This window comes from Streptomyces sp. NPDC107575, assembly GCF_055657265.1.
Genome location: NZ_JBVKBG010000002.1, coordinates 1118599 through 1144765 on the forward strand (window position 1 = coordinate 1118599; position 26167 = coordinate 1144765).

22 protein-coding genes and 1 tRNA gene are annotated in these 26167 nt (G+C 69.9%); 13 read left to right on the plus strand and 10 right to left on the minus strand.

Annotated features, from left to right (window positions below; all coding sequences use genetic code 11):
- Positions 1–17 precede the first annotated feature (17 nt).
- Entirely contained in the window at positions 18–2936 is a 2919-nt protein-coding gene (locus ACZ7L4_RS11635; RefSeq protein ID WP_472101526.1) for an FAD-binding and (Fe-S)-binding domain-containing protein, read from the plus strand.
- On the opposite strand, the gene ACZ7L4_RS11640 is transcribed toward ACZ7L4_RS11635, so the two are convergent.
- The 4 genes from ACZ7L4_RS11640 to ACZ7L4_RS11655 form a co-directional block, all read right to left on the minus strand.
- Positions 2879–3538, minus strand: a complete 660-nt coding sequence (locus tag ACZ7L4_RS11640; RefSeq protein ID WP_472101527.1) for a TetR/AcrR family transcriptional regulator — start codon at positions 3536–3538, stop codon at positions 2879–2881. The genes ACZ7L4_RS11635 and ACZ7L4_RS11640 overlap by 58 nt on opposite strands.
- 198 nt (positions 3539–3736) lie before the next feature.
- The gene (locus ACZ7L4_RS11645) at positions 3737–4729 is read right to left on the minus strand and encodes a LacI family DNA-binding transcriptional regulator (RefSeq protein WP_472101528.1); all 993 of its coding nucleotides are present in this window, start codon (positions 4727–4729) and stop codon (positions 3737–3739) included.
- 94 nt (positions 4730–4823) lie between these two features.
- Positions 4824–6086 (minus strand): alpha-hydroxy acid oxidase, encoded by a 1263-nt coding sequence (locus ACZ7L4_RS11650; RefSeq protein WP_472101529.1) that lies wholly within the window; start codon positions 6084–6086, stop codon positions 4824–4826.
- 68 nt (positions 6087–6154) lie between these two features.
- Positions 6155–7483 (minus strand): MFS transporter, encoded by a 1329-nt coding sequence (locus tag ACZ7L4_RS11655; protein WP_472101530.1) that lies wholly within the window; start codon positions 7481–7483, stop codon positions 6155–6157.
- Between the two features lie 250 nt (positions 7484–7733).
- Between ACZ7L4_RS11655 and ACZ7L4_RS11660 the strand changes: the two genes are divergently transcribed.
- The gene (locus ACZ7L4_RS11660) at positions 7734–8687 is read left to right on the plus strand and encodes a sugar-binding transcriptional regulator (RefSeq protein ID WP_472101531.1); all 954 of its coding nucleotides are present in this window, start codon (positions 7734–7736) and stop codon (positions 8685–8687) included.
- A 56-nt stretch (positions 8688–8743) separates the two neighbouring features.
- Here the strand turns inward: ACZ7L4_RS11660 and ACZ7L4_RS11665 are convergent, their stop codons facing one another.
- From ACZ7L4_RS11665 to ACZ7L4_RS11680, 4 genes are read right to left on the minus strand one after another with little or no spacing between them, the layout of a single operon-like run.
- A complete protein-coding gene (locus tag ACZ7L4_RS11665; RefSeq protein ID WP_472101532.1) occupies positions 8744–9655 on the minus strand; it encodes an SDR family oxidoreductase in 912 nt (303 codons plus the stop codon).
- Positions 9613–11118 (minus strand): FGGY family carbohydrate kinase, encoded by a 1506-nt coding sequence (locus ACZ7L4_RS11670; RefSeq protein WP_472101533.1) that lies wholly within the window; start codon positions 11116–11118, stop codon positions 9613–9615. The genes ACZ7L4_RS11665 and ACZ7L4_RS11670 overlap by 43 nt, the downstream gene beginning before the upstream one ends.
- Positions 11115–12092 (minus strand): transketolase family protein, encoded by a 978-nt coding sequence (locus tag ACZ7L4_RS11675; RefSeq protein ID WP_472101534.1) that lies wholly within the window; start codon positions 12090–12092, stop codon positions 11115–11117. Before ACZ7L4_RS11675 ends, ACZ7L4_RS11670 begins: the two co-directional genes overlap by 4 nt.
- Positions 12089–12982 carry a transketolase gene (locus ACZ7L4_RS11680; protein WP_472101535.1) on the minus strand — a complete coding sequence of 298 codons (894 nt, stop codon included), beginning with the start codon at positions 12980–12982 and terminating at the stop codon, positions 12089–12091. The genes ACZ7L4_RS11675 and ACZ7L4_RS11680 overlap by 4 nt, the downstream gene beginning before the upstream one ends.
- Positions 12983–13307: 325 nt before the next feature.
- On the opposite strand from ACZ7L4_RS11680, the gene ACZ7L4_RS11685 reads away from it, so the two are divergent.
- The 5 genes from ACZ7L4_RS11685 (at position 13308) to ACZ7L4_RS11705 (ending at position 17281) form a co-directional block, all read left to right on the plus strand.
- Positions 13308–14096, plus strand: a complete 789-nt coding sequence (locus ACZ7L4_RS11685; RefSeq protein ID WP_472101536.1) for an SDR family oxidoreductase — start codon at positions 13308–13310, stop codon at positions 14094–14096.
- 80 nt (positions 14097–14176) lie between these two features.
- Complete coding sequence (locus tag ACZ7L4_RS11690; protein WP_472101537.1) at positions 14177–15538, plus strand: MFS transporter; 1362 nt, start codon at positions 14177–14179, stop codon at positions 15536–15538.
- Between the two features lie 298 nt (positions 15539–15836).
- Positions 15837–15896, plus strand: a tRNA-Pro gene (locus tag ACZ7L4_RS11695).
- A gap of 603 nt (positions 15897–16499) precedes the next feature.
- Positions 16500–16871 carry an aldo/keto reductase gene (locus tag ACZ7L4_RS11700; protein WP_472101538.1) on the plus strand — a complete coding sequence of 124 codons (372 nt, stop codon included), beginning with the start codon at positions 16500–16502 and terminating at the stop codon, positions 16869–16871.
- A 38-nt stretch (positions 16872–16909) separates the two neighbouring features.
- Positions 16910–17281, plus strand: coding sequence for a DUF2255 family protein (locus tag ACZ7L4_RS11705; RefSeq protein ID WP_472101539.1), 372 nt, complete (start codon positions 16910–16912; stop codon positions 17279–17281).
- A 213-nt stretch (positions 17282–17494) separates the two neighbouring features.
- On the opposite strand, the gene ACZ7L4_RS11710 is transcribed toward ACZ7L4_RS11705, so the two are convergent.
- Positions 17495–18355, minus strand: a complete 861-nt coding sequence (locus tag ACZ7L4_RS11710) for a helix-turn-helix domain-containing protein (RefSeq protein WP_472101540.1) — start codon at positions 18353–18355, stop codon at positions 17495–17497.
- 118 nt (positions 18356–18473) lie between these two features.
- On the opposite strand from ACZ7L4_RS11710, the gene ACZ7L4_RS11715 reads away from it, so the two are divergent.
- Positions 18474–19658, plus strand: a complete 1185-nt coding sequence (locus ACZ7L4_RS11715; protein WP_472101541.1) for an MFS transporter — start codon at positions 18474–18476, stop codon at positions 19656–19658.
- Positions 19659–19759: 101 nt separating this feature from the next.
- Here the strand turns inward: ACZ7L4_RS11715 and ACZ7L4_RS11720 are convergent, their stop codons facing one another.
- The gene (locus tag ACZ7L4_RS11720) at positions 19760–20971 is read right to left on the minus strand and encodes an ROK family protein (RefSeq protein ID WP_472101542.1); all 1212 of its coding nucleotides are present in this window, start codon (positions 20969–20971) and stop codon (positions 19760–19762) included.
- Positions 20972–21163: 192 nt separating this feature from the next.
- Between ACZ7L4_RS11720 and ACZ7L4_RS11725 the strand changes: the two genes are divergently transcribed.
- From ACZ7L4_RS11725 to tal, 5 genes are all read left to right on the plus strand, one after another.
- On the plus strand, positions 21164–22069 hold the full coding sequence (locus ACZ7L4_RS11725) for a sugar phosphate isomerase/epimerase family protein (RefSeq protein ID WP_472101543.1): 906 nt from the start codon (positions 21164–21166) through the stop codon (positions 22067–22069).
- Positions 22070–22119: 50 nt separating this feature from the next.
- Entirely contained in the window at positions 22120–22752 is a 633-nt protein-coding gene (locus ACZ7L4_RS11730) for a nucleoside/nucleotide kinase family protein (RefSeq protein WP_472101544.1), read from the plus strand.
- Positions 22749–24437: a sodium:solute symporter family protein gene (locus tag ACZ7L4_RS11735; RefSeq protein WP_472101545.1), complete on the plus strand. Its 1689-nt coding sequence runs from the start codon at positions 22749–22751 to the stop codon at positions 24435–24437. The genes ACZ7L4_RS11730 and ACZ7L4_RS11735 overlap by 4 nt, the downstream gene beginning before the upstream one ends.
- Before the next feature lie 41 nt (positions 24438–24478).
- Positions 24479–24727, plus strand: coding sequence for a hypothetical protein (locus ACZ7L4_RS11740; RefSeq protein WP_472101546.1), 249 nt, complete (start codon positions 24479–24481; stop codon positions 24725–24727).
- 271 nt (positions 24728–24998) lie between these two features.
- On the plus strand, positions 24999–26102 hold the full coding sequence (gene tal / locus ACZ7L4_RS11745) for a transaldolase (RefSeq protein WP_472101547.1): 1104 nt from the start codon (positions 24999–25001) through the stop codon (positions 26100–26102).
- Positions 26103–26167 lie beyond the last annotated feature (65 nt).

Sequence of the window (26167 nt, forward strand, 5' to 3'; positions counted from 1 at the left end):
TGAACGGAGTGCACCTGATGCCGCGAGCCGATGGCGTCGCCAGTGAGACGACACCGCTGATGCGCGAGCTTCGCGATCGAGGCATCGACGTCGACGACTCCTCCCGTCGCCGATGGGAGTACTCCTACGACGCGTCGAACTACCGGGTGCGGCCATCGGCCGTCGCGTTCCCCAGGAGCGTCGAAGAGGTCCGTGCGGTCGTCCGTCTGTGCAGTGAGCACGCCGTGCCGCTTGTCACCCGAGGAGGCGGCACCTCGATGGCGGGCAACGCCCTCGGCGAGGGCGTGGTCCTCGATGTCTCACGCTGGATGAACGCGATGGACACGGTGGATGTCGACGCGCGGGCGGTCTGGGCGGAGGCCGGGGCGGTGCTCGGCGAGCTGCGCAGCGCGGTCGAGCGCCAGTCGGCCGGCGAACTGACCTTCGCGCCGGACCCGTCGTCCGTCACGCGGTCGACGATCGGCGGGTCCATCGGGAACGACGCGTGCGGCAACCATTCGGTGGCGTACGGACGCATGACCCACCACCTGCGGGAGGTGGAACTCGTCACCGCCGACGGCGCGCACCTGCGCGCCGGGCGCGACGGACTCCGTGCCGTCGACGACACGGACCGCGCTTCCGTCGCGCGGGCAGCCGAACTCAACGAGGAGCTGCGCACGCTCGCCCAGGAGCATCTCGGCCTGATCCGGACGGAGTTGGGGAGCATCCCGCGGCAGGTCTCCGGCTACCACCTGGGCGAACTGCTGCCGGAGAACGGCTTCGACGTCGCACGCGCGCTCGCCGGGAGCGAGGGGACCTGCGCGATCATCGTGCGTGCGCGCGTCTCCCTCGTCCCGAAGCCTCGTGAAACGGCGCTGCTCTGCTTGGGATACGAGGACACGGTGGCCTCTGCGCGGGACGTGATGCCCATCCTTGGGGCCGGGCCGACGGCGCTCGAAGGGCTGGACCTCTCGATCGTGGACATCATGCGCCACCGGCGCGGCGCGGCGAGCGTCGACTCCCTGCCACGGGGCAGCGCCTATTTGATGGTCGAGTTCTCGGCCGACACGATCGAGCGCGCATCGGCGGACTGCGGGCGTCTGCTGCAGACACTGCGCACCGAGGGGCGCGTGCTCGACCACGTGATCGTGACTGATTCCCATGAGCGCGCGAAGCTGTGGAAGGTGCGCGAGGACGGCGCCGGTCTGTCCTCGCGCCGCATCGACGGCGTGCAGACCTGGCCCGGCTGGGAGGACTCGGCGGTCGCGCCCGAGCGGCTCGCCGATTACCTCGCCGAACTGCTGCCCGTGGTGCGCAGGTACGGCTACACCGCCTTCATGTACGGCCACTTCGGGGCCGGATGCGTGCACATGCGGGTCGACTACGACCTGCGCAGCGAGGGCGGCCGGAAGGACTTCGAGGACTTCACCCGTGAAGCGGCCGCACTGGTCGTGGCGCACGGCGGCTCGCTCTCCGGCGAACACGGCGACGGACGGGCGCGCAGCGAGTTGCTCGAGGTCATGTACTCGCCCGGGATGATCGCGCTGTTCCGGGCGTTCAAGCACCGATGGGACCCGGCGGGCCTGCTCAACCCCGGCGTGATCGTCGACCCGGAGCCGTTCGCGGAGTCCCTGGCGCTGGTGGGGCTTCCCGAACCGGCCAGTGAGCCCGGGGGAGCACCGGGGCCGTTCGCCGGGAACACACACGCGTGCATCGGAGTGGGGCGGTGCCGGGCGACCTCTGGTGGCTTCATGTGCCCGAGCTATCGGGCGACGAAGGACGAGAAGGACTCGACCCGTGGCCGTGCCCGCGTGCTGCAGGAGCTGACGCTCACCACCGGCACCAACCGGAACGGCTGGTCGAGTCCTGAGGTGCGGGAGGCCCTGGACCTCTGCCTTTCGTGCAAGGCGTGCTCCAGCGACTGCCCGACCGGCGTGGACATCGCCGAGGCCAAGTCCGAGCTCGTGAACGAGTACTACCGCGGCAGGCTCCGCCCTTTCACCCATTACTCCATCGGCTGGCTGCCCAGGTGGCTTCCACTCCTCACTCGGATCGCGCCGTTCGCCAACATCGGGGCGCGGCTCGCGATCGCCCGCCGCATCGGCGAACGTCTCGGGGTGAGTGCATGGAGGCGCCTGCCCGCCTTCGTATCGGCACGGGCGCGGAGGCGCCACGTCCGCGAGGCGCACTTCGTCGATGACAGGCACGCGGATGTCCTCGTCTTCGCCGACAGCTTCACCCGGGCTTTCCGCCCCGAGGTGATTCCGGCCGCGGCCCGCGTACTCGGTGAGGCCGGCGAGAAGGTCGGGTGCACCCCCGACGCCTGCTGCGGACTCACCTGGATCTCCACCGGGCAGCGTGACGGCGCCCGACTCCGCCTCCGGCGGCTGATCGACCGCTTCGACGACGGGACCGAACGACCGATCGTCGTGCTCGAACCGAGCTGCGCGGCCGCGATCCGCGAAGAGGGACCAAAACTCGTCGGCGGCGCCGCCGCGCAGCGCGTTGCCGCTCGCGTGCGGAGCTTCGCCACGGCGGCGGACGAGGCGCTCACGTCCGGCTGGAAGCCGACCGCGCTTCCCCCGCAGCGCGCCGTCCTGCAGACGCACTGCCATGAGCACGCGGTCTTCGGCTCCGGCGCCCAGCGCCGTGTACTCAAGCGCTGGGGTGTCCAGGACGTCGTGGCGTCCTCCTCGTGCTGCGGCGTCGCCGGCAACTTCGGTTTCGAGGCCGGGCACTTCGAGGTGTCGATGAAGGTGGCCGAGCACTCGATTCGCCCGGCCCTGGACGCCGCCGCCGACGCGCCGGTGCTTACCGACGGCTTCAGCTGTGCGATGCAGGTGAGCCAGATCGACGCAGTGCGCGGCAGCCACCATCTGGCGTCACTGATGGACCCCGCTCAGGCGTCGGTGTGGGCCTCTGCGGCCGGCAGCCGGATGAGGGAGTGCGAAACCTGAATGGCGCGCGGGATGGCCTGCTGCAGGTTCTCGACGGTGCACCAGCGCCGCGCCCCCTCGACGACGGTGAGCACCAGACGGACCCGCTCGTCCGTGTCCCCGCCGATACCCATGTCGGTTGCCGCGGCGCGGTACATGTCCTCGTAGTACGCCACCCAGCTGTCGGCCTCCTGGTGAAGGCCCGCAGGAAGGGTTCCCACGATGGCGTCCGTCGCGACCAGCAGGTCCCACAGATCGCTCTCGGGGAGCGTCACTTGGCGGATGAGGTGCTCACGCACCATCGCGTCCCAGAACTCGGTCGCCGTCTCGGTCTTCTCGACCGCGGCGAGGACGGCGAAGCCGAACTTGGAGAAGTGCCAGCGCAGTGATTCCGCGACGATCTCGTCGCGCCCCCGGGGGAAGTGCTCGTAGAGACTGGGGGCCTTGATCTCCACTTCGGAGGCGATCATTCGCATCGTCACACCCGAGAAGCCGTGCATGTTCGACAGGCGCAAGAAGGCTTGCAGCGCGGCGCGCCGGGATGCAGCCTGACCCGACCAGTCGAACTGGCCCAGATGGGCGCGCAGTCTCTCCGCGGCATCGTGCCGACGCGTCGACCTCATCGTTCTCCCGTCCCTTGTCGAGGCGCACGGCTCCTGCCGGCTGTCGTCTCGCGACGTCGGCGCGGGCCGAATCGAGGGCCTGGGCCGGGCGGTGTGCACGTACCATACTGCTGCACTGGGCGGCCGAGTTGATGCGCGTCCGGCTGCGCGGGATCGGGTGCCGTCGTGATCGGCCTCGCACGAGCCGACTGAGGAAGGTCAGGCGTGTGCCGTGGACCCGCGAATCTCCAGCTCCGTCGGGAGCAGGTCCCGCCGGGGATCGCCTGCCTTGCCCGTCATGCGGTCGGCCAGCATCTCCAGGCCGCGTCGTGCGATCTCCTCGACCGGTTGGCGCTGCGTGGTGAGGTCGAAGGCGTCCCAGGCGGCCATCGGCAGGCCGTCGTTGCCCATCACCCACACGTCCTCGGGGACGCGGACGTGGTGGCGGCGCAGCGTGCTGATGACGCCGAAGGCGATGACGTCGGCGGTGCAGTAGACGGCGTCCGGCAGGGAGTCGGAGGCCAACAGTGTTCGTGCGGCGGCCAGTCCGTGTTCGTAGCTGGTCGGGCCGACGAGCCAGCGGTCCTCGGGGACGTGGACGTCCCGCTCGTCCAGACAGCGGCGCAGGCCGCGTTCGCGGGCCGGGCTGGCGAGGCTGTCGCGGGGGCCCGCCACCACGGCGATGTTTCCGCGGCCGCGGTCGAGGAGGTAGGCGGCGGCCGTGTGGCCGGAGGCCTCGTGATCCGACGTCACCTGGTCCACGGGCCAGTCGGGTTCGGCGCGGTTGACCGCGACGACCGGCACTCCGCGCTGTGCGAGCAGGGCCGGTCCGGTCGCTCCGGCCCGTGCGGCGGCGAACACGACGCCGTCGACCGTGCCGCTCTTGACCCCCGCCTGGGCCATCGGGGCCGCCGGGTCGTCGTCGTTCCACAGCACCACGCCGAGGTCACGTGCGCGGGCCTCGCGGGTGAGGGTGTCGAGGAGCCGGGGGAAGTACGGGTTGAGCATCTCGTCGGCGACGATGCCGACGGCGCCGGCCCGGGACGTGCGCATGGCTTTGGCGGAGGCGTTGGGGATGTAGCCGAGTTCGTCCATGGCCCGTTCGACGCGGCGCCGGATCTCGTCGTCAACGGTGGGGTTGCCGTTGAGAACACGGGACACGGTCGGCTGAGAGACTCCGGCCAACCGTGCCACGTCGCGACTGGTGGCCATGGGCCCCTCCCTGCCGACCGAGCGGCGCCACCCTGACGCCCGAGGCCCACAGTCTAGGCGGCCGCACAGCTCACACCGGCAGGGAAGGCGCCGGTCAGAGCGGCACGGACACGGGGGCCGCATCCTGCTCTCCGGCAGCGCCACGCCAGGCGGGCGGGCAGTCGGCGAACGAGGTGTCGATCTCTTCCGCGCGGTTCGCCCCGAGGAGGGCGAGGGTCTGGCGGAACTCCTGACGGAAGATGTCGATGACACGCTCGGCGCCGGCCTGTCCGCCGGCCGCGACGCCGTAGACCCAGGGGCGGGCGATGGTCACGGCCGAGGCGCCGAGGGCCAGGGCCTTGGCGATGTCGACACCGGTCCGGACTCCACCGTCGAGGAACACCTCGGCCCGCCCGGCTGCGAGTTCGGAGATCCGCGGCAGCGCGCTGACGGAGCTGGGCAGACCGTCGAGCTGGCGGCCGCCGTGGTTGGAGACGACGATGCCGTCCACTCCTGCGTTCAGTGCCTTGCGGGCATCGGCGACGGTGGTGATCCCCTTGATGAGCAGCTGCCCGTCCCAGGCGGTGCGGAGCCAGGCAAGGTCGTCCCAGTTCGCGGCGAGGTTGGAGAGCTCCTTGTTGATGAACTCGCTGTGCGACAGGGCGCTGTTGCCCTCGGCGATGCCCTGGAAGTTGCGGAAGCCAATGGGCGGCCCCTGGAGCATGTCGCGCAGCCAGCGTGGCCGCCGTGCCGCCTCGAAGGCGTTGCGCGGGGTGACCTTCGGTGGGATGGACATCCCGTTGCGCAGATCCCGGATGCGGTTGGCGTTGAGGGGCACGTCCACGGTCAGGACGAGGGTGGTGCAGCCCGCCTCCTTCGCCCGGCGGACCAGTTGCTTGATGAGGTCCCGGCTGCGCCACAGGTAGAGCTGGAACCAGAGCGGCCCGGTGGCCACCTCGGCGATCTCCTCGATCGACCAGGCCGAGGAGGTGCTGATGGTGTAGGGGATACCGTGGGCCCCGGCGGCCCGTACGGCGGCCAGTTCGCCGGAGTTGCCGACCACCCGGACGAGGCCCGCGGGACCGAAGACCAGCGGGAGCGGGAACCGTTGCCCCGCGAACTCGGTGCTGGTGTCCTGCTTGGTCACGTCGACGAGGGTGCGCGGCCGCAACACCACGTCTGCGAGGTCGCGTTCGTTCGCGCGCAGGGTGTTCTCGTCCCCGGCGCCGCCATCCACGAAGTCGAAGATCATCTTGGGTGTCCTGCGTTGAGCCCGTAGGCGCATGTCCGCGACGCTCGGTACGGCGGCGATGCCGGAGGGCCCCGAGGGGGCGCTCAGCATCCGCAGGAAGTCGATCGCGCCGGATATCCGTTCCACAAGAACTCCTTGAACTGGTGTTGCTGGTACTGCCGAGGTGTCTGGGGTGCGCTGGGTCCCTGGCGGGTTCAGCGCACGGGCAGCTTGCGCGAGTAGTCGATGGCCAGGCTGCAGAGGAGGTAGACAAGCCCGCAGGCGGAGAACGCCATGAGGCCGGTGAAGTACGAGCCGGTGGCGCTGACGATGAAGCCGGTGGCGATGGGGATGATGATGCCGCCGATGTTGGAGAAGAGGTTCATCATTCCGCCCAGCACCCCGGCGCGGGAGCGCACGGTGAGGGTGCCCGGCAGCGACCAGTACAGCCCCAGGAACCGGCAGAAGAAGAGCGTGACGGCGAGCAGGACGAGTGCGGGTCCGGTCGACTTGACGAAGGGCACGGCGAAGATGGACAGGGTCGCGATCGCCGCGCTCACGCCGATCAGTGTGCGCATCACGACGTTGGGCGCCCCGCCCGCGCGGCGCCATCGCTGGGCCAGCCAGCCGGCCACGTTCTCGCCGACGAACCCGGCGAAATAGATGCCGAACGAGGCCCCGGCAAGACCGCCGAGGTCCAGGCCGCGCTCCTGGTACAGGTACAGCGGGCCGAAGGTGAGCAGGCCGTAGAAGAGCATGTTGGCGGCCATGAAGCCGAAGCCCATGAACCAGAAGGTCTTGAACCGCAGGAACTGCACGGGCGACTTGTCGGCCGCCGCCAGCTCCCCGTCGCGTTCGTCCTCCTCGGCGTGGGACTGCGCCACGTAGTCGACTTCGGCGGTGTTCGCCCGAGGGTGCTCGCCCGGGGTGTCCCGGACGAACTTCCAGATGACGGCGCCCGCGCCCGCGGTGACCAGGGCGACCACGATGAACGACTCGCGCCAGCCGCCCAGGGCCGAGATCAGTCCGGCGACCGCGAGGGAGCCGATCGCGGCGCCGAGCGTGGATGCGGAGTCCATGAGGACCGCGCCGCGTGCCCGGTCCTTCTCCGGCAGCCACAGTGCGGACAGTTTCGCTCCGGTCGGGTACTGCGGCGCTTCGGCGGCGCCGAGGCCGAGCCGGGCCAGCAGCATCATCCAGCTGTTGAGGGCGAGCCCGGTCAGCAGCTGGAAGCCCGACCAGAGGGTGACTGCCACGGTCAGTACCTTTCGGGGACCGACTCGGTCGGCGAGCCATCCTCCGGGGATCTGGAAGGCCGCGTAGGTCCAGAAGAACGAGCTCAGCAGGATGCCCTGGAAGGCGGGATCGAGGTCGAACTCCTCGGAGATCAGCGGCATGCCGACGGAGAGCGAGATGCGGTCGATGTAGCTGAGTGTGCCGACGAGCAGCAGCAGGACGAACGTGTACCAGCGGATGTTGCTGCGGCCGTCGGCTTTGGTGCTCTTCGGGGTGGGCGAGGGATCGTGCCTGAGTGAGGAGGACATCGTCGTCTCCGATACAGAGGGCCGATACAGGCATGGCAGGGGAGAGGGGCCGCTCCGGCGGAGAGGTCCGCGGGGCCCGAGGACGACGGTACGAGAATACGTATTCTTGAGCAAGGGTTCGGCGAAGCGTCGATTCGTGCGGCCCCGCCTGCCGCGAGTTCGACACTTGTGCGAATATCTATGCAGGGGTGCTGGTTCCGTGCGCTCCCGGCGAGAGCGGTCCGATTGGGAAGAACCGAGGGTGGTGTCCGTGGCGAGTGCCGGTGAAGAAGTGCGGATGATGACGCATGTGGCGCGGCTGTATCACCTGCAGGGCGTGCGGCAGCCGGAGATCGCCGCGCGCCTCGACCTGTCGCAGGCCAAGGTGTCCCGACTGCTGAAGAGGGCGCAGGAGCGCGGCATCGTGCGGATCACCGTGACGCCGCCCTCGGGCACCTTCCCCGAACTCGAGGACGGACTGCAGGAGCGCTACGGGCTGCGGCTGGCGCTCGTCGTGGAGACCGATCCGGGCAACGAGCGGACGATGCTCTCCGACATGGGTGCGGCCGCCGCCTACTACCTGCAGACCACACTGCGCTCGGGTGACAAGGTGGGCATCTCGTCGTGGAGCGCGAGCCTGCTGGCCACGGTGCAGGCCATGCAGCCCGTGTCGAACCTCAAGGGCGTGCAGATCGTGCAGGCCGTGGGCGGCGTGGGGGACCCCGCCGCCGCGGCACACGCCTCACGGCTCTCCGGCCAGCTGGCCGGGCTCGTCAATGGTGAGGCGGTGTTCCTGCAGGCGCCCGGGCTCGCGGGCACCGTGGAGAGCGCCCGCGCACTGCGTGAGGACCCGTATGTGGCCGCCGCGCTGAACGAGCTCGACGATCTCGATGTCGCCCTGGTGGGGATCGGGGAGATCACCCCGTCCAGCACCCTCGCGCAGAGCGGGAACACGTTCACCGACGAGGAGCGGGCTGCCCTGGAGAAGATGGGCGCGGTCGGTGACGTGTGTCTGCGCTTCTACGACGCGCAGGGGGCGCCGGTCGAGTCCGATCTCGACCTGCGGGCCGTCGGTATCACCCGGCAGCAACTGGCCGCCGCGGCGCGCCGGGTGGCCGTCGCCGGAGGCCAGCGCAAGCATGCGGCGATCCAGGGTGCCGTCACCGGCGGCCTGGTCGATGTGCTGGTGACGGACCAGGAGACCGCGGCGGCCCTGCTGGCGTGAGCCGGGGCCGCGCGTGGTGTCTCGACGTCGGTGTCACCACCGGAGTGCCTGGTGTGTCACCAGCAGACGTAGCCGCCGTCCACGAGCAGGTCGGCGCCGGTGACATAGGAGGCGGCGTCGGAGGCGAGGAAGACGGCCGGGCCCACCATCTCCTCCACTCGTGCGATGCGGCCCAGCGGGGTCTCGGCCGCGAACACCTTGAGGTTCTCCGCGACTTCGGGGCGCTCGTTCATCGGCGTCAGTGTGTTGCCGGGGCTGATGGAGTTGACGCGGACGCCGCGTTCGGCCCACTCGGTGGCGAGGCTCTTGGTCAGGTGCATCACGCCGGCCTTGGAGGAGTTGTAGTGGGCCTGCAGCAGCCCCCGGTTGGCGATGGTGCCCGACATGGAGGCGATGTTGACGATCGCACCGCCGCCGTTCTCCAGCATTACCCGGGCCTCGGCCTGAGCGCTGAGGAAGATGCCGGTCAGGTTGATGTCCACGACCCGGCGGAACTCGTCGGCGGACATCTCCTCGGCCGCCGTGGCGCTCGCGACGCCGGCCGAGTTGACGGCGGTGCGGATCGGACCGAGCGCCTCCACGGCCGCGGTGACGGCCGCGCGCAGCGACTCGGGGTCGGTGACATCGCCGCTGAGCGCGACGGCCTTGCGCCCGGTGGCCTCGATCTTCTCGGCGGTGGCGCGCGCGGCTTCTTCGTTGCGGTCGAAACAGGCGACATCGGCGCCGCTGGCGGCGAAGCCGAGGGCGATGGCCTGGCCGATGCCGCTGCCAGCACCGGTGATGAACGCGGGCTTGCCCTCGAGGGAGAAGGACTGCGGGGTGAACGTCATGATGCGGCTCTCTTCCGTGTCATGGTCGGGAGGGGAGTGGTGGGCGCCCTGCACGGCCCTCAACTCCGTTCCTGCGCCGGTGTTGTGTCGGGTGGTCAGGCCCTGCGGCCGCGCGCGCAGGCGACGGCGTCGCGCCATGCGTCCATGCGCCGGTTGCGCCAGGCGTCGTCGTGTCGGGGGAGGAAACGTGTGCCGTGTGCGGTGAGGTCGTCCAGGTCGGCGTCGTCCCAGACGCCGAGGGCGGTGCCCGCCAGGTGTGCGGCGCCCAGCGCGGACACCTCGGGGCGGCCCGCGGACAGCACCGGGCGGCCGATGAGGTCGGCCTGCAGGGCCATCAGGCGCTCGTTGCCGGTGGGGCCGCCGTCGGCGTGCAGCTCCGCGGGTGGGGCGCCGAGCACAGTGTCGAACCGTGCCAGGGTGTCGGCGACCTGGAAGGCCATCGACTCGACCGCTGCCCCGGCGACCTCGGCGGCCCCGGTGTCGAAGCCCATGCCGACCAGCACCGCCCGCGCCGAACGGTCCCAGTAGGGGGCCCCGAGCCCGGAGAACGCGGGCACCAGGTACACATCGCTGTCCTGCGCGGCGTCGGCGGCCAGTGCGGCGATACCGGCCGAGTCGCTGCCCAGGAGCTGGGCTGCCCAGCGGATCGCGGTGCCGGCCGAGGCGATATTCGCCTCCAGCGCGTGCGTGGCGCGCTCTTCGCCCCGTCGCCGCCAGGCCAGCGTGGCTGCGACGCCGCCGGTGTGCTCGTGCTCGTGCGGGTTGAGCACCATCAGCGAGGAGCCCGTCCCGTACGTCGCCTTGACCACCCCGGGACGGCCGTGGCTCTGCGCGAACAGCGCGGCGTGCGAGTCGCCGAGCACCGCGCCGATCGGCAGGCCGTCCGCGACCCCGGGTACGTCGAGGGTGTGCCCCAGTTCCTGGCCGCCGCCGTCCGAGGCGGCGATGCGCGGCAGCGCGGCGCGCGGGACGCGGAAGACGTCCAGCAGTTCCTCGTCCCATTCGGCCCGGTCGAGGCGCAGCAGCTGGGTGCGGGAGGCGCAGCCCGTCTCCGTGACGTCGATCGTTCCGCCGGTGAGGCGGTGCAGCAGCCACGCGTCCACGGTGCCGATACGCAGCCGGCCCGCGGCGGCCCGCTCCCGCTCCGGGTCGAGCCGGTCGAGGAGCCACTCGGCCTTGGTGGCCGAGAACATGGGGTCCACGGGCAGGCCGGTGCGGGCGGTGACCAGGGCGCCGGCCGGGGAGGCGGCGAGCTTGGCGCAGCGCTCGGCGGTCCGCCGGTCCTGCCAGCTGATCAGCGGCGACAGCGCCGCCCCGGTGGCGGGGTCCCACGCCAGCACGGCCTCGCGCTGCACGCTGAGCCCGATGCCGACGATCCGCGTGCCGAGGGTGGCGGCCTGCGCGGCCAGTTCCCCGGCGACGCCCGTGACACTGCGCCACAGCACGGACGGATCCTGCTCGACCCAGCCCGGCTCCGGGTACTGCTGGCTGAGCGGGCGGTGCGCGGTGGCGAGCACCCGCCCGTCCTCCGCGACCAGCAGCGCCTTGGTTCCGCTGGTGCCCTGGTCGAGGGCGAGCATGGCACCGCGCGGCGCACTCACGCGGCCGCTCCCTGCCCCGCGGCGGTCAGCTCACCGGCCGCGCGGGCGATGGACTGGGCGTCGATGCCGAAGTACTGGGCCAAGAAGCCGGCGCTGCCGGTGGGCGTGAACTCGTCGCCGACGCCGAGCAGGCGCATCGGCACGGGGTGGCGGGGGGCGAGGAACTCGGCGACGGCACTGCCGAGCCCGCCGGCGATGTTCGCCTCCTCGACGGTGACGATCCGCCCGGTCGCGGCCGCGGCCTCCAGGACAGCCTGGCCGTCGAGCGGCTTGATGGTGGAGAAGTTCAGCACGCGGGCCGCGATCCCGTCCGCCGCCAGCTTGTCCGCCGCCTCCAGCGCCGCGGGCACGGTGGTGCCGGTGGCGATCAGGGTGACGTCGTCGCCGTCGCGCAGCCGGGCCGCGTGGGCGACCTCGAAGGGCACGTGCGGGTTCAGGTCGGGGACCTTGGTGCGGCCGATGCGCAGGTACACCGGGCCGTCGTAGTGGTGGGCCCAGTGCAGGGCCTCACGGGTCTCCGCCGGGTCGGCCGGGTTGAGCACGACCAGCTCGGGCAGGGTGCGCAGCCAGGCGAAGTCCTCCACGCCGTGGTGGGTGGGGCCGAGCTGGCCGTAAGCGAAGCCGGGGCTCATCGCGCAGAGCTTCACGTTCGTGCGGGAGTAGGCGACATCGGCCTTGATCTGCTCCAGCGCGCGGCCGGTGAGGAACGGGGCGGCGGCGCACACGTACGGGACGCGCCCGCCGTTGGCGAGCCCGGCGCCCGCGCCGACCATGAGCTGCTCGGCGATCCCGACGTTGACCAGCCGCTCGGGGAACCGCTCCTGGAACCCCTTCAGGTTGGAGGAGCCGACGGAGTCGTTGCACACGGCGACGGTGCGCGGGTCGGTCTCGGCGAGCTCGATGAGCGTCTCGGCGAACGCCTTGCGGCAGTCGTGCAGCTCGGCGGACTTGGCGGGTGCGGTGACGGCGTTCATCGGGCGCTCAGCTCCTCGAAGGCGGCGGTGGTCTGCTCGGCGGTGGGGACCTTGTGGTGCCATTCGACACGGTTCTCGATGAAGGACACGCCCTTGCCCTTGACTGTGTCGGCGATCAGGCACCGCGGACGGTCGTCGGCGGCGCGCTCCTCGCGCAGGGCCTGGTACAGGGCCTCGTGGTCGTGGCCGTCGATCGTACGGACATCGAAGCCGAAGGAGGCCCACTTGTCGTCCAGCGGGTCGAGGCCCGAGGTCTCCTCGGTGGCGGCGCCCTGCTGGAAGCGGTTGCGGTCGACGATCACGGTGAGCCGGCCGAGGCGCTGCTGCGCGGCGCTGGTGGCGGCCTCCCAGTTGCTGCCCTCCTGCAGTTCGCCGTCGCCGGTCAGGACGAAGGTGCGGCGCGCGGAACCGTCCAGCTTGGCGGCGGTGGCCATGCCCACCGCGACGGGGAAGCCGTGTCCCAGCGGGCCGGTGTTGGTCTCGACGCCGGGGACCTTGCGGCGGTTCGGGTGCCCGTTCAGCGGCGAGAGCGGCTCCATGAACGTGGCCAGCTCGGCCTCGTCGAAGAACCCGGCGTGCGCGAGCGTCGAGTACAGGATGCCCGCCGCGTGCCCCTTGCTGAGGACGAAGCGGTCGCGCTCGGACCACTGCGGGTCGTCGGGGCGTACGTCCAGGACGGAGAAGTACAGGGTGGTGACGATGTCGGCGGCCGAGTAGTCGCCGCCGATGTGTCCCTGCCCGGCCCTGGCGATCATGTCGAGGTCGGCGCGGCGGATGGAGTACGCCAACTCCCGCAGCCTGGCGGCCCGTTCGGCCGGCGCCGCCTGGGTGAGGCCGTGTTTGATCTCTGCGAGCCGCTCGGCGGCGTGGGGGACTGCTGCGAGAACCATGTGCATATCCATTCAGGTTCGCGTGTCGATTCACTCGAAGTGAAGCCCGATCGCCCGCCGGCGTCAAGTGTCGATGCCGGAGGCGGGGGTTCCGGGAGGTGGGGCCCGGGGGGATTCGGGGGTTGACGATCCCTGGGGTGCGGGCTTTACTGCTTGTGAATAGACACGCCAAGGTGCATAGAAATTCACCTGGCTGTGTGCGGGACCGGCTCAGGGGCGGCGGACATCGACCGACGACGCTCCACTTCCGTGTCCGCTGCGCTTGCATCGCCGCCGGACGCGAGCACGGCACCCGACCCCACCCCTAGGAATTCGGAGGACCCTCATGGCTGAGCAGCGGTATGCGGGCAAGACGGTGGTCGTCACCGGCGCAGCCCGCGGCATCGGGCGGGGCATCGCCGTGCGCTTCGCCGGCGAGGGCGCCCATGTCGTCCTCGCCGACCTGGATCCCGCGGTCGACGAGGTGGCCGAACACATCACCGCAGGCGGCGGCAGCGCACTCGCCGTCCGCACCGATGTCACCGACCCCGTCCAGGTCGACGCGCTGTACCGGACGGCCGAAGACACCTTCGGCGGCGTCCATGTGTCGGTCCAGAACGCCGGTGTCATCAGCATCCACCGGGTCGCCGAGCTCACCGACCGCGACTGGGACCGTGTGATGGCGGTCAACACCAAGGGTGTCTTCCTCTGTGCCCAGGCCGCGGTGGCCGTCATGCGCCGCCACGGGATCCGGGGCCGCATCCTCAACGCCGCCTCGGGGCAGTCCCGCCAGGGATTCGTCTACACCCCGCACTACGCGGCGTCCAAGTTCGGCGTCATGGGCCTGACCCAGAGCCTCGCCAAGGAGCTGGCCCCCGAGGGCATCACGGTCAACGCGTACGCGCCCGGCATCGTCGGCAGCGACATGTGGGACTACAACGACCGCGCCTGGGGCGAACTCCTCGGCGACTACGCCCCCGGTGAGCTGATGAAGGAATGGGTCTCCGGCATCCCGGCAGGGCGCGCCGGTACCCCCGACGACATCGCCAACGTCCTGCTCTTCCTCGCCGACGAGGCCGCCGAGTACGTCACCGGCCAGACCATCAACATCGACGGCGGCATGTTCATGAGCTGAGGCGGAACTGCCTCCGCGCCCGCCCGCCGCACCGTCCCCCTCCCCGAATCTTCCCCGGCCCTGCCCGCAAAGGAGCGTGCATGTCCAGCACTTCAGCGTCGCGAACCGCCGCAGCGGAATCCGTCGCCCCGAACCACCCCGGCTCTCCCGGCCAGGCACCCGCTCGCCCCCACTGGACGACCCGCCTCGGCATGCCCCGGCCCCTCCTGCTCGGCTATGTGGGCCTGCTGCTGTTCATGATCGGTGACGGCGTCGAGTCCAACTACCTCTCGCCCTTCCTCACCGACCGCGGCTTCACCGACGGACAGGCCGCGTCCGTCATCACCGCGTACGGCGTCGCCGCGGCCATCGCCTCCTGGTTCTCCGGAACCCTCTCCGCACTGTGGGGCCCCAAGCGCGTCATGATGCTGGGTGCCGGCATCTGGGTCACGGTCCAGATCGTTTTCCTGGCCGTCGCCCTCCCGAGCGACAACTACACCGTGGTCATGCTGAGTTACGCCCTCCGCGGCTTCGGCTACCCGCTGTTCGCCTTCTCCTTCCTCATCTGGGTCATCGCCATCGCGCCGGTCAAGCGCGTGGGCACCGCCATCGGCTGGTTCTGGTTCGGCTTCACCGGCGGCCTGCCCACCTTCGGCTCCCTCGTCGCCAGCGGATCCATCCCCCTGGTCGGCGAGTACGGCACTCTGTGGGTGGCCCTGGTGCTGGTGGTCGCCGGAGCGTTGGTGTGCGCCTTCGGCCTCAAGGAGCGGACCGGCACCCGCCCCATGGTGGAGAACGCCACCTTTAAGGGCCAGATGATGAGCGGCATCGACATCCTGTGGCGCAGCCCGAAGGTGGCCCTCGCCGGACTCGTCCGCATCATCAACACCGCGCCGCAGTACGGCTTCTTCGTCTTCCTGCCGGTCTTCTTCACCAAGACCATCGGACTGACCCTGCAGCAGTACCTGTTGATGGTCACGCTCATGTTCGCCGCTAACCTCCCCGCCGGACTGTTCTTCGGCGCACTCGGCGACCGGATCGGCTGGCGCCGCACCGTCACCTGGTTCGGCTGCGTCGGGTGCGCGGTGGCCACGCTCGCCATTTACTACGGGCCGATGGCCGTCAAGGACAACTTCTGGGTCGCCACGGTGTGCGCGATGTTCTGGGGCTTCATCCTCTCGGGCTTCACCCCCATCCCCGCGCTCCTGCTCTCGATGGGCCGCCCCGAGGACCGCGGCAGCGCCTTCGCCGTCTACAGCCTGTGCGCCGGTCTCGCCGCCTTCGTCGGCCCGGCGCTGGTGGCGGTGTTCCGCCCGCTGGTGGGGGTGCACGGCCTGGTGTGGGTGTTCACGCTGCTGTACCTCGCCGCGGCGGTGATGTCCCACTTCCTCAAGAGCCCGTCGGATCCGCAGAATCGCACGGCAGAAGCGTCGGAGGCGGTTGGGGCTCACGGGCGGGAGTGATGTGAGGCCCGACCGGAACGGCTTGACCTCAAAGGCGCTGTACTGCTGGCAGCATCGGCCAATTGTGCCTGGCGTGGGGTAATGGAGGCGGTGGTCATGAAAATGGCCCTCAGTCCATGACGGCCCGCGACGAAGACGAGAACCGACGGCTCGCTACAGGGCCGTATCGTAGATAGTGGCTATGAACTTCTGTCAGGGGCGACGAACCGTGACTATGGGGGCGTGTAGTTCCGTGAACTTATGGTTGGGCATGGTCAGTATCTTGCAAAGGCGCACTGGTGTCTTCAAGAACCCACATGGGAGCCACGGCATTTGACTGGGGGTCAAGGGGTCGCAGGTTCAAATCCTGTCGTCCCGACAGTTCGAACGATCGAACGTCGCAGGTGAAGGGCCGTTTTCGAACGGCCCTTTTTCTGTTGCTCCCACACTCCCGCTGCGAGCGCGGCGAGTGGGAGCGGGCTCCCACTGTCCCCTTGTCTGTTTGCTCCCACTCGGGCCGATGCGCACGTATTCGATTCCTTGCGCGCGTGTTCACATCCGAGCCCGGTTTGTTACCCCCGGCTCCCCGTCCTATGGATGGCCTTTTGGGTATGTGCTTGCGCTCTTCGCGCTGGTGGGGGCCGCCCCCAGTGGGAGTGGGGTCGGGAGCGGTGTCCCCTTGGCTGGCGGATGGGTTATGGGGGCATGCGAATTGTTGACCCCATTTCCGATTTTGGCCGGGCGGTATGCGGCTTTTCGGTGGTGGCTGTTGGGGGCTGCATTGAGAGGTTGAACGCGGGTGGGAGCGGTAGCGAGACCCGCGGGTACACGGGGCGGAGGTGGGAGCGGTTGAGTTTTGCAGGGAGCCGCTGGAAGAGGTGCCGCGCTCTCGGTGGAAGGTAGCGGCTGGTCCGATGGGTCGCTGGGCCAGTGCCCGCGGTCAACCAACTGGAGATCCACCCCTTACTTCCAGCAGCGCAAGGTGCTCGACTTCGACGACGAGCGCGGCGTCCTCAACCAGGCCTGGTCCCCGATCGGCGGCATCACCTTCTACCCGGGCTACGGCGAGCACCGCACGAGCGTCCTTGAGGACCCGGCCGTCATCCGCATCGCCGAGGCACACGGCAAGAGCCCCGCCCAGGTACTGCTGCGCTGGGGCCTGCAGCAGGGCCGCTCCGTCATCCCCAAGTCCACCAAGCGCCACCGCATCGCCGAGAACATCGACGTTTTCGACTTCGACCTGACCACGGACGAACTCGCCGCCCTCGACGCCCTGGAGACCGGCCATCGCGGCGGCCCCGAGCCCGAGAACGTCACCCTCGACACCTACGGCCGCGCGATCCCCGAGGCCTAACACCATCTCGGCGCACGTCACTGTCAGGAGGAACGACCATGTCGCACTGGAACAGCTCAGACCTCGAAAAGATCGGATCCGCCGAGGAACTGGACCTGGCGACCGAACGCCCCGACGGCACCCTGCGCGACCGCGTCACCATGTGGGTCGTCCGGTCCGGAGACCAGCTCTACGTCCGCTCCGTCAAAGGCACCGATGGTCCCTGGCACCGGGGGACCCAGTCCCGCCACCAGGGCCGTATCGACGCAGGCGGCGTCCACCAGGACGTCACCCTCCGCGAGGCCGACCCCGCCGAATACCCGGCGGTGGACGGCGCCTACCGGCACAAGTACGGCCACTACACCACGATCGTCGAGCACGTCCTGACCGACCGCGCCCGCAATTCCACCCTCCTGCTCGAACCTCGCTGACACCCCCTCAGGCTGTCCTGGCCAACAGAGCCGCTGATCGCAACTGACGTCCCAGCCGGTGATGTCCCTATAGCAGAGGCATCACCAGGCCCTGACCAGCGCCGTGTCCGGATCGGACGCGGCGCTGCTTCATGCCGTCCACGGGTGCAGCCTTCCGGCCGGAGGCCCAACGCGTGCCGTGCCGATCTGCACCGTGCAGGACGCAAGATGTAGTCAGCCGGACGGGCGACGACTGGTGACGGTGCCCAGCAGCGCCCGGGTCCGCTCGCCATCAGGATCGTCACGCAGTTCGTAGACCTCGACACGTTGGTCGGGCTGACCGGACTGGGCCCAGAGCTGGAAGTCCACCGTGATCTCGCCGGCGTGCGGGTGGACCATGCGCTTGGTGCCCGCGGCGCATTCACCCACCCGACCCGACGACCACATGGCAGCGAAGGCGTCATCCCGTACGCACAGCTCGCCGATCATGCGGGTCAGTGCTTCATCGTCCGGGTACTTGCCGCTGATCAGTCGTAGGTAGGCGACGTAATCCGCCGCTTCCCGCTCCCAGTCCCGATAGAGGGAGCGGACTTGAGGGTCGAGGAACAGCAGAGTCGGCAGGGAGGGGCGGGTATTCGGATGGTCAGGGGCGTCCGTGGGCAAGTGGGGCGCCACCAAGGCGTGCCCCAGGGGGTTCCAGGCCAGGATGTCGTTGCGGCGGCCGAGAACGACTGCCGGGCGGGCGGCGATGAGTGAAAGCAGGGTGCGAGCGTTGGCGCTGGCCGATTCAGGACCGGCGTCCGCGAGCGATGTGCGCTTGCCGCGGGCCAGATCCAGCAGGTGCTCGGTCTCGGTGACGGTCAGTTGCAGTGCGCGGGCAAGCGCCAGAAGTACCTCGTCCGAAGCATGGCGGCTGTGCCCTTGCTCCAAGCGCGTGTAGTACGTGACGCTGACACCGGCCAGCTGTGCGACCTCTTCGCGTCGCAGACCGGGGACGCGTCGTCGCACACCGAAGCCGTTCAGTGGCGTGGAGTCCGGGGTGAGCGAGGCACGCTTCGTCCGGAGGAATACCGCCAAATCACCCGGATCGTTCATGCGTCAACAGTAAGGCGGAGTTCTTCGCCGCAACATATCCCTGTGAGTGCCACCCTCCGCGGGGAGCGCAAAAGGCGGGATCTGGTAGATGCATCGCGCATCTTTCACGCTCGATGACATGCCAGTTCCCATCATTGCTCTTGCACTCACCGCGTTCTCCCTCGGCACCGCCGAACTCGTCCCCAACGGTCTCCTGCCGCTGATCAGCAGCGACCTCGGGGTGTCGGTCTCCGTGGCCGGCTGGGTCACCACCAGCTTCGCCTTCGGCGCGATGATCGGCGGCCCCATCGTGGCGGCCGCCACGATGCGCCTGCCGCGCAAGCCCCTCGCCATCGGCCTGACCCTCGTGTTCCTGGTCGCCAACGCCGTCACGGCCCTGACCAGCTCTCTTCTGGTGGTCTCGGTTTCCCGCGCCATCGCCGGAGCGATGCTCGGCGGATTCCTCGGGACCGCCGTCACCATTGCCACCGGGCTGGTTGCTCCGACCCGCAGGGCTTCGGCCATCGCTGTGGTGTTCACCGGATTCACCGTGTCCAACGTGATCGGCGTGCCCATCGGCAACATCGTCGGCCGTGCAGTCGGCTGGGAAGCCGCCTTCTGGGTCGTGTCCGCGCTGGCCGCGATCGGGGCCGCCGCCATGTGGCTGCTGCTTCCGAATCGAGCGGACACCAACCAGACAGGCTCCGACGATCGCGGGTTCGGGATCCTGCGCAACGGGGCACTGTGGGCGGCGTTTCTCGTCATCGCCCTCGGCTACGGCGGCCTCTTCGTCGTCTACACCTACATCGCCCCCTACCTGACCGGTGTGACGGGGGTGTCTGCCGGCGCCGTCACCTGGCTTCTGCTCCTGTTCGGCGTGGGTCTGATCGTCGGCAACGCTCTCGGCGGCCGGTTTGCCGACCGAGCCGTGACCCGCACCGTGACCGTCATCCTGGGGGCGCTCGTCCTGTCGCTGCTGGCGCTGTGGGCCCTGGGGTCCCTGCTTCCGGCCGTCCTCGTCCTGCTCGTGCTGCTGGGCGGCACCGGATTCGGCATGGTGCCGCCGCTGCAGTCGTACGTGCTGCACCTGGCGGGCACGGCATCCGTGCTCGTGTCGGCACTGGCGGCGGCCTCCTTCAACGCCGGAGTCGCGCTCGGCTCGGCGGTCGGTGGTCTGGTCCTGGACCAGACATCCCACCTTCCCGTGCTGGCGGTGGTCGGCGCCGTGATGACCCTTCTCGGCCTGGCGGTGTTCCTCCACACGCGCCGACGCCTCGTTCGGCGGACAGCCCCCGACGTGGCGCTGGTGGCGGATTACGTCTGATCGGAGCGCTGCATCCCGGCGCTGGGCGGCGATGAAGGTCGTTCACCGCCGCCATGTGTTGATCCAGGTGCCAGGGTTTCCGCTGGTCTGGGTGACTGGGCCTAGCGGAGTGCCGCGTCGACCGTCCCGGGAGCGAAGAGCGCGTCTGTGACTTCGCAGGCGGCGCCCAGAATGCCTGCGCGGGGGCCCAGCGTCGAGGCCACGACTCGCAGCTCGCGGGTGGCCAGGGGGAGGGAGCGGCGGTAGGTGATCTCGCGGATGCCGGCCAGGAGGTGGTCGCCGGCCTGGGCGAGTGCGCCGCCGACGACCAGGACGGAAGGGTTGAGGAGGCTGACCGTGTCGGCGAGGGCCTGGCCGAGCAGCCGGCCGGCCTGCCGGATCAGGCGTACGGCGTCGGGGTCGCCTGCCCGCACGAGGGCCACGACCTCTTCCGTGGAGTCCACCTCGCGGCCCACGGCGCGCAGTTCACGCTCCAGCGCCCATCCTCCTGCGAAGGCTTCGAGGCAGCCCGCCTGACCGCAGCGGCACACCGGTACGCCGGGGTCTGATTCGTCGATGCTGGGGGCCGGGCTGTGCCCGATGTCGCCGGCGGCGCCCTGGGCCCCGTGGTAGAGGTGTCCGTCGAGGACGAGGCCGGAACCGATACCCGTACTGGCCTTCACGAAGACCAGGTGCGGGTCGGCGGGCCAGGCGTGGCGCTGCTCGCCGAGCGCCATGAGGTTGGTGTCCTTGTCGGCGAGGACGGGGCAGTCGTAGGTGTCGCGGAAGCGGTCGGGCAGGATCAGGCCGTCCCAGCCGGTCATGATCGGCGGGCTGACGACTCGTCCGGTGCCCGCCTCCACGGGGCCCGGCACGCCGACGCCGATGCCGCGCACCCGGGTCTCCTTCTCCCCGGCCCTTTTGAGGAGTTCACGGAAGTCCGTCTGGACCTCGCCGAGCACCGTGTCCGGGCCGAGCCCCACCGTCAGTGCCCGCCGGTGGTCGACGAGTACTGCGCCGTTCATGTCGGTGAGCGCGGTGTGGATGTGCTGTCCGCCGATGTCGGCGACGAGCAACACCCCGCTGTCCGCCCTCACTTGGAACGCCTGGGCGCGTCGGCCGCCGGTCGCGCCGGTGGTGCCGCCCTCCTCCAGGTAGCCGGCCGAGGTGAGGGCGTCGAGGCGGGTGGCCATCGTCGACCGGGACAGGCCGGTCGCGGCCATCAGCTCGGCCCGGGTGGTGGCGCGTCCGCCCCGGACGAGTGCGAGTACCGCGCCCGGTCCCGTGGGGTGTGCCGGCTGGTCCGGCGTGAACTCGCTGGCCCGTTGCGCCACGGCGTTCGTCCTCCCTGTCGGTTTGTCGGTCGGCCGTGCCCCGGTGGGTGCACTGGGCGACAGGTGAAGGATACGTCCTACCCCACCCTTCTTCCGCGTGACAAGTCACAAACCTATGCCTTGTCATTACGCAAAAGTTGCGTGACAGTAGTGCGGCACGAGCTCACCGCCGAGAGAAACGGGTTCACCGTCATGATCACTTCCCGAGCCGCCCGCACCAATCCGCTCGGGGTGCACGCCCTCGTCTGGACCGGTGACTGGACCGCCGAGGGCGCCCGGTACGCCGCCGAGCAGAGCGCCCGCGCCGGATACGACCTCATCGAGATCTCGCTGCACGACCCGGAGATCGTCGACGTCACGGCGACCCGCAAGGCACTCGCCGAACACGGCCTCGACGTCGCCTGCTCGCGCGGCCTCGACTTCGACTCCGACGTCTCCAGCGCCGATCCCGCGGTGTCCGCGCGCGGCGAAGCCCAGCTCCAGCAGGCCCTGCGGATCACGCGCGACCTGGGCGGCAGCTACTTCTGCGGCGCCCTCTACAGTGCGCTCGGCAAGTACCAGTCCCAGCCGACCGCCGCGGGCCGCGCCAACGCGGTCGCCGCGCTGCGCCGTCTCGCTGCCGAGGCCGCCGACTACGGCATCACCCTCGGCATGGAGATCGTCAACCGCTACGAGTCCAACCTGATCAACACCGCCCGCCAGTGCCTCGACCTGATCGACGAGATCGACGCCCCGGCGGACAACGTCAAGGTGCACCTGGACACGTACCACATGCACATCGAGGAGCAGGACATGGTCCGCCCGGTCCTCGCCTGCGGCGACCGGCTCGGCTACGTGCACATCGGCGAGTCGCACCGCGGCTACCTGGGCTCCGGGAACATCGACTTCCGCTCCTTCTTCCACGCCCTCGCCGACATCGACTTCCGCGGGCCGATCACCTTCGAGTCCTTCTCCTCCGCGGTGGTCGCCCCGGGCCTGTCCGACAACCTGGCGATCTGGCGCAACACCTGGTCCGACGGGTTCGACCTGGCACGCCACGCCCGTTCGTTCATCGCCGAGCAGCTGCACGGCGCGCGCGCCGCGGCCGACGTCGCCTGACACCGCCCCGTCTCCCGCAACCCACCTGCCGCCTCCGAAAGCACCCGATCATGACAGTGCAGGATCTCCTCACCCGCGCCCGTGCCCTGGCCCAGCCGGGCACCCGGCGCGTCCTCGGCATCGCGGGCCCGCCCGGCGCGGGCAAGTCGACCGTCGCCGAGCACCTCGTCCGCGAGCTCGGCCCCGAGCGGGCCGTGCTGGCGCCGATGGACGGGTTCCACCTGGCCGACGTCGAGCTGAAGCGGCTCGGCTCGGCAGACCGCAAGGGTGCCCCCGACACCTTTGACGTGCACGGCTACCTTTCCCTCCTGCGCCGCCTGCGGGCGCCGCAGGAGGGCGAGACGGTGTACGCGCCGGCCTTCGCCCGCGACCTCGAGCAGCCCATCGCCGGCAGCATCCCGGTCCCCGCCGACGTCCCGCTCGTCGTCACCGAGGGCAACTACCTGCTGCTCGACGCGCCGGGCTGGCGCGACGTACGAGACCTGCTGGACGCCTGCTGGTGGGTCGACGTCGACGACGAGGAACGGGTGCGCCGACTCGTGGCCCGCCACGAGAAGTTCGGCAAGACCCCCGAATACGCCGAGCGGTTCGTGCACGAGTCCGACGAAGCCAACGCACGGCTCGTCGCGCCGGGCGCCCAGGTGGCCGACCTGATCGTGACCAGTGAGGGGATCCAGCCATGACCGGGACGCTCGACCTCAACTTCGTCGACTGGGGCATGCTGGCCGTCTACTTCGCGGCCATCATCGCCATCGGCCTCTACACCCGCCGGGCGATCACCTCCAGCGGCGACTTCTTCCTCGCCGGGCGCTCCATGCCCGCCTGGGTCACCGGCATCGCCTTCATCTCCGCCAACCTCGGCGCCCTGGAGATCATCGGCGGCGCCGCCAACGGCGCCCAGTACGGCGCCGCCGCCGTGCACTTCTACTGGCTCGGCGCCATCCCCGCCATGGTCTTCCTCGGCCTGGTGATGATGCCGTTCTACTACTCGACCCGCGTGCACAGCGTCTCCGAGTACCTGCGGCGCCGCTTCAACGCCCCCACCCACCTGCTCAACAGCGTGGTCTTCGCGGTGGCACAGGTGCTGCTCGCCGGCGTGAACCTGTTCGCGCTCGCCCTCATCATCAAGCTGCTCATCGGCTGGCCGCTGTGGCTGTCGATCCTGCTCTCCGCCGTCTTCGTCCTCGCCTACATCACCCTCGGCGGCCTCGCCGGCGCCATCTACGGCGAGGTGCTGCAGTTCTTCGTCATCCTCGCCGGACTCATCCCGATCGTCGTGATCGCCCTGCACATGGTCGGCGGGTTCCACGGGCTGCGCGAGGGCGTCGCCCAGATCGACGACAGCCTCCTCAAGACCTGGCAGGGCACCAGCCCCACCCACTGGTCCAACCCGCTGGGCGACTGGATCGGCCTGGCCATGGGCGAGGGCTTCGTCCTCGCGTTCGGCTACTGGACCACCAACTTCGCCGAGGTGCAGCGCTCGCTGGCGGCCAAGGACCTCAACGCCGCACGCCGCACCCCGATCATCGCGGCCTTCCCCAAGATGGTCCTGCCGCTGTTCACCATCGTGCCCGGCATGGCCGCCCTCATCCTGATACCCAAGCTCGGCCAGGACGGCGGCCCCACCTACAACGACGTCATCCCCGAGATGATGCAGCGCTACCTGCCCAACGGAGTCCTCGGCATCGCGCTCACAGGACTGCTCGCCGCGTTCATGGCCGGCATGGCCGCCAACATCTCCGGCTTCAACACCGTGTTCACGTACGACATCTGGAAGCCGTACATCGTCAAGGGACGCAGCGACCGCTACTACCTCAAGGCCGGCCGGGTCGCCACCGTCGGCGGCATCGCGATCAGCGTCGGCGCCGCCTTCATCGCCTCGAACTACAGCAACATCCAGAACTACATCCAGCTGCTGTTCTCGTTCTTCAACTCCCCGCTGTTCGCGACCTTCCTGCTCGCCATGTTCTGGAAGCGGGTCACCCCCTGGGCCGGATTCTGGGGCATGCTCTCCGGCACGGCCGCCGCGGCCGCCGCCCACCTGTCCGCCTACCACATCGGGCACTTCTATCCCGGCGGCGTGGTCGACCCGACGCACGCCACCATCAACGCCCAGATGGCCAACTTCTACGGCGCCGCCTTCGCCTTCGTCGTCGACGCGGTCGTCACCGTCACCGTCACCCTGTTCACCAAGCCCAAGCCGGAGAGCGAACTCAAGGGCCTCGTCTGGTCGGTGCCCGACCCGGACTCCCCGGACGCCGCCGCAGCCTCCACGCCCCAGCCCTGGTGGCGCTCGCCCCTGGTCCTCGGCTGCACGGTGCTCGCGATGACGCTGGCACTGAGCATCTGGATCGTGGTCGCAGTATGAGCCGCGGAGCAAGCGACGAGACGAGCACCGGAGGTGCCCCCATGGCGAACCAGAACCCCGCCAAGCCGCGCGGCTTCGACATCCGCGTACTGATCGCCGGACTGCTCGGCCTGTACGGCGTCGTGCTCACCGTCCTCGGCCTGACCGACGACGCGGCCGAACTCGCCAAGGCCGACGGCATCCGCATCAACCTGTGGATCGGGCTCGCACTGTTGGCGGTCGCGCTCGGCTTCGGGCTCTGGGCGAAGCTGGCACCCCAGCGGCCCGAGGAGCCCACAGACCCCAGCTGAGCAAGCCCCGGGCGGGTCATCCGCCTCCGCCCCGAAGCGCATCGGCCAGGGCCCCACGGCCCCGGGGCTCTGGCCGTCGAGCAGATCCTCACGGGGCACAAGCCGTCGACCCACAGGCGCCGCACGCCCCTGCGGCCGAGCTCAATGCGCGAAAGCTCGCGCGTGACACGCATGCGCGACCGCGCCGCGCCGGCGCCTGCGAGCGTCAGCACCGTGTCCCACCGTCACACACACCGCCGCACAGGCTGATCCGTCCCAAGGAGAATCCGGCATGACCACCCGCACACAGACGCTCTCGGAAGCCGGCGTCTCGATCTGGCTCGACGACCTCTCCCGCGCCCAACTGCAGGACGGCAGCCTCGCCGCACTCATCACTGACAAGAACGTGGTCGGAGTCACCACCAACCCGACGATCTTCCACGCTGCGATCACGAAGGGCCACGGCTACGAGCAGCAGCTCCGCGCGCTCACGGCCCAGGGGGCCGATGCGGAACGCGCCGTCTTCGAGCTGACGACCCAGGACGTCGCCGCGGCGTGCGAGCTGCTTGCGCCGGCCGCTGAGGCCACCAACGGCGTCGACGGACGCGTCTCCATCGAGGTCGACCCGCGACTCGCCTGGGACACCGCCGCCACCATCGCCGAGGCCAAGAAGCTCCACGCGGCGATCGGCAAGCCGAACGTGCACATCAAGATCCCCGCCACGATCGAGGGCCTGGAGGCGATCGTCGAGACGCTCGGCGCCGGCATCAGCGTCAACGTCACGCTCATCTTCTCCCTCGAGCGCTACCGTGCGGTCATCGACGCCTTCATGACCGGCCTCGAAAAAGCCCGGGCCAACGGCCACGACCTGTCCCGAATCCACTCGGTTGCCTCCTTCTTCGTCTCCCGCGTGGACACCGAGGTCGACCAGCGCCTGAACGCGATCGGCACTGCGGAGGCCCTCGCACTCACGGGCAAGGCCGGCCTCGCGAACGCGCGACTCGCCTACCAGACCTACGAGAAGGAGTTCGCCTCCGAGCGCTGGCTGCTCCTCGCCGACGCGGGCGCGCTCCCGCAGCGCCCCCTGTGGGCATCGACCGGCGTCAAGGATGCCTCGATGCCGGACACGCTGTACGTCTGCGGCCTCGTCGCACCAGGCGTCGTGAACACCATGCCGGCCAAAACCCTCGACGCGACCGTCGACCACGCCGAGATCACCGGCGACACCATCACGAGCGGCTACGACGCCGCAGCCGCCCACCTCGACACACTCCAGCAAGTCGGCGTCTCCTACGACGACGTCGTGGCCTCACTCGAATCTGACGGGCTCGACAAGTTCGTCAGCTCATGGAACGAACTCCTCACGGACGTCCACCGTCTCGTCACCAGCAACTGACTGAGTGCCGGGACTAAGGTTTCCTGCTCCGATACCGGGACGTGCGGTCGCCGACGGTCAAACGG

Bases quoted from the DNA above. Each gene is read 5' to 3' on its own strand.
- ACZ7L4_RS11705 (WP_472101539.1), top strand. From the start codon at position 16,910: ATGTCGCACTGGAACAGCTCAGACCTCGAAAAGATCGGATCCGCCGAG.
- ACZ7L4_RS11655 (WP_472101530.1), bottom strand. From the start codon at position 7,483: ATGTCCTCCTCACTCAGGCACGATCCCTCGCCCACCCCGAAGAGCACC.
- ACZ7L4_RS11715 (WP_472101541.1), top strand. From the start codon at position 18,474: ATGCCAGTTCCCATCATTGCTCTTGCACTCACCGCGTTCTCCCTCGGC.
- ACZ7L4_RS11665 (WP_472101532.1), bottom strand. From the start codon at position 9,655: ATGGCGCGACGCCGTCGCCTGCGCGCGCGGCCGCAGGGCCTGACCACC.
- ACZ7L4_RS11740 (WP_472101546.1), top strand. From the start codon at position 24,479: ATGGCGAACCAGAACCCCGCCAAGCCGCGCGGCTTCGACATCCGCGTA.
- ACZ7L4_RS11675 (WP_472101534.1), bottom strand. From the start codon at position 12,092: ATGAACGCCGTCACCGCACCCGCCAAGTCCGCCGAGCTGCACGACTGC.
- ACZ7L4_RS11645 (WP_472101528.1), bottom strand. From the start codon at position 4,729: ATGGCCACCAGTCGCGACGTGGCACGGTTGGCCGGAGTCTCTCAGCCG.
- ACZ7L4_RS11640 (WP_472101527.1), bottom strand. From the start codon at position 3,538: ATGAGGTCGACGCGTCGGCACGATGCCGCGGAGAGACTGCGCGCCCAT.
- ACZ7L4_RS11725 (WP_472101543.1), top strand. From the start codon at position 21,164: ATGATCACTTCCCGAGCCGCCCGCACCAATCCGCTCGGGGTGCACGCC.
- tal (WP_472101547.1), top strand. From the start codon at position 24,999: ATGACCACCCGCACACAGACGCTCTCGGAAGCCGGCGTCTCGATCTGG.
- ACZ7L4_RS11690 (WP_472101537.1), top strand. From the start codon at position 14,177: ATGTCCAGCACTTCAGCGTCGCGAACCGCCGCAGCGGAATCCGTCGCC.
- ACZ7L4_RS11735 (WP_472101545.1), top strand. From the start codon at position 22,749: ATGACCGGGACGCTCGACCTCAACTTCGTCGACTGGGGCATGCTGGCC.
- ACZ7L4_RS11730 (WP_472101544.1), top strand. From the start codon at position 22,120: ATGACAGTGCAGGATCTCCTCACCCGCGCCCGTGCCCTGGCCCAGCCG.
- ACZ7L4_RS11680 (WP_472101535.1), bottom strand. From the start codon at position 12,982: ATGGTTCTCGCAGCAGTCCCCCACGCCGCCGAGCGGCTCGCAGAGATC.
- ACZ7L4_RS11635 (WP_472101526.1), top strand. From the start codon at position 18: ATGCCGCGAGCCGATGGCGTCGCCAGTGAGACGACACCGCTGATGCGC.
- ACZ7L4_RS11710 (WP_472101540.1), bottom strand. From the start codon at position 18,355: ATGAACGATCCGGGTGATTTGGCGGTATTCCTCCGGACGAAGCGTGCC.
- ACZ7L4_RS11685 (WP_472101536.1), top strand. From the start codon at position 13,308: ATGGCTGAGCAGCGGTATGCGGGCAAGACGGTGGTCGTCACCGGCGCA.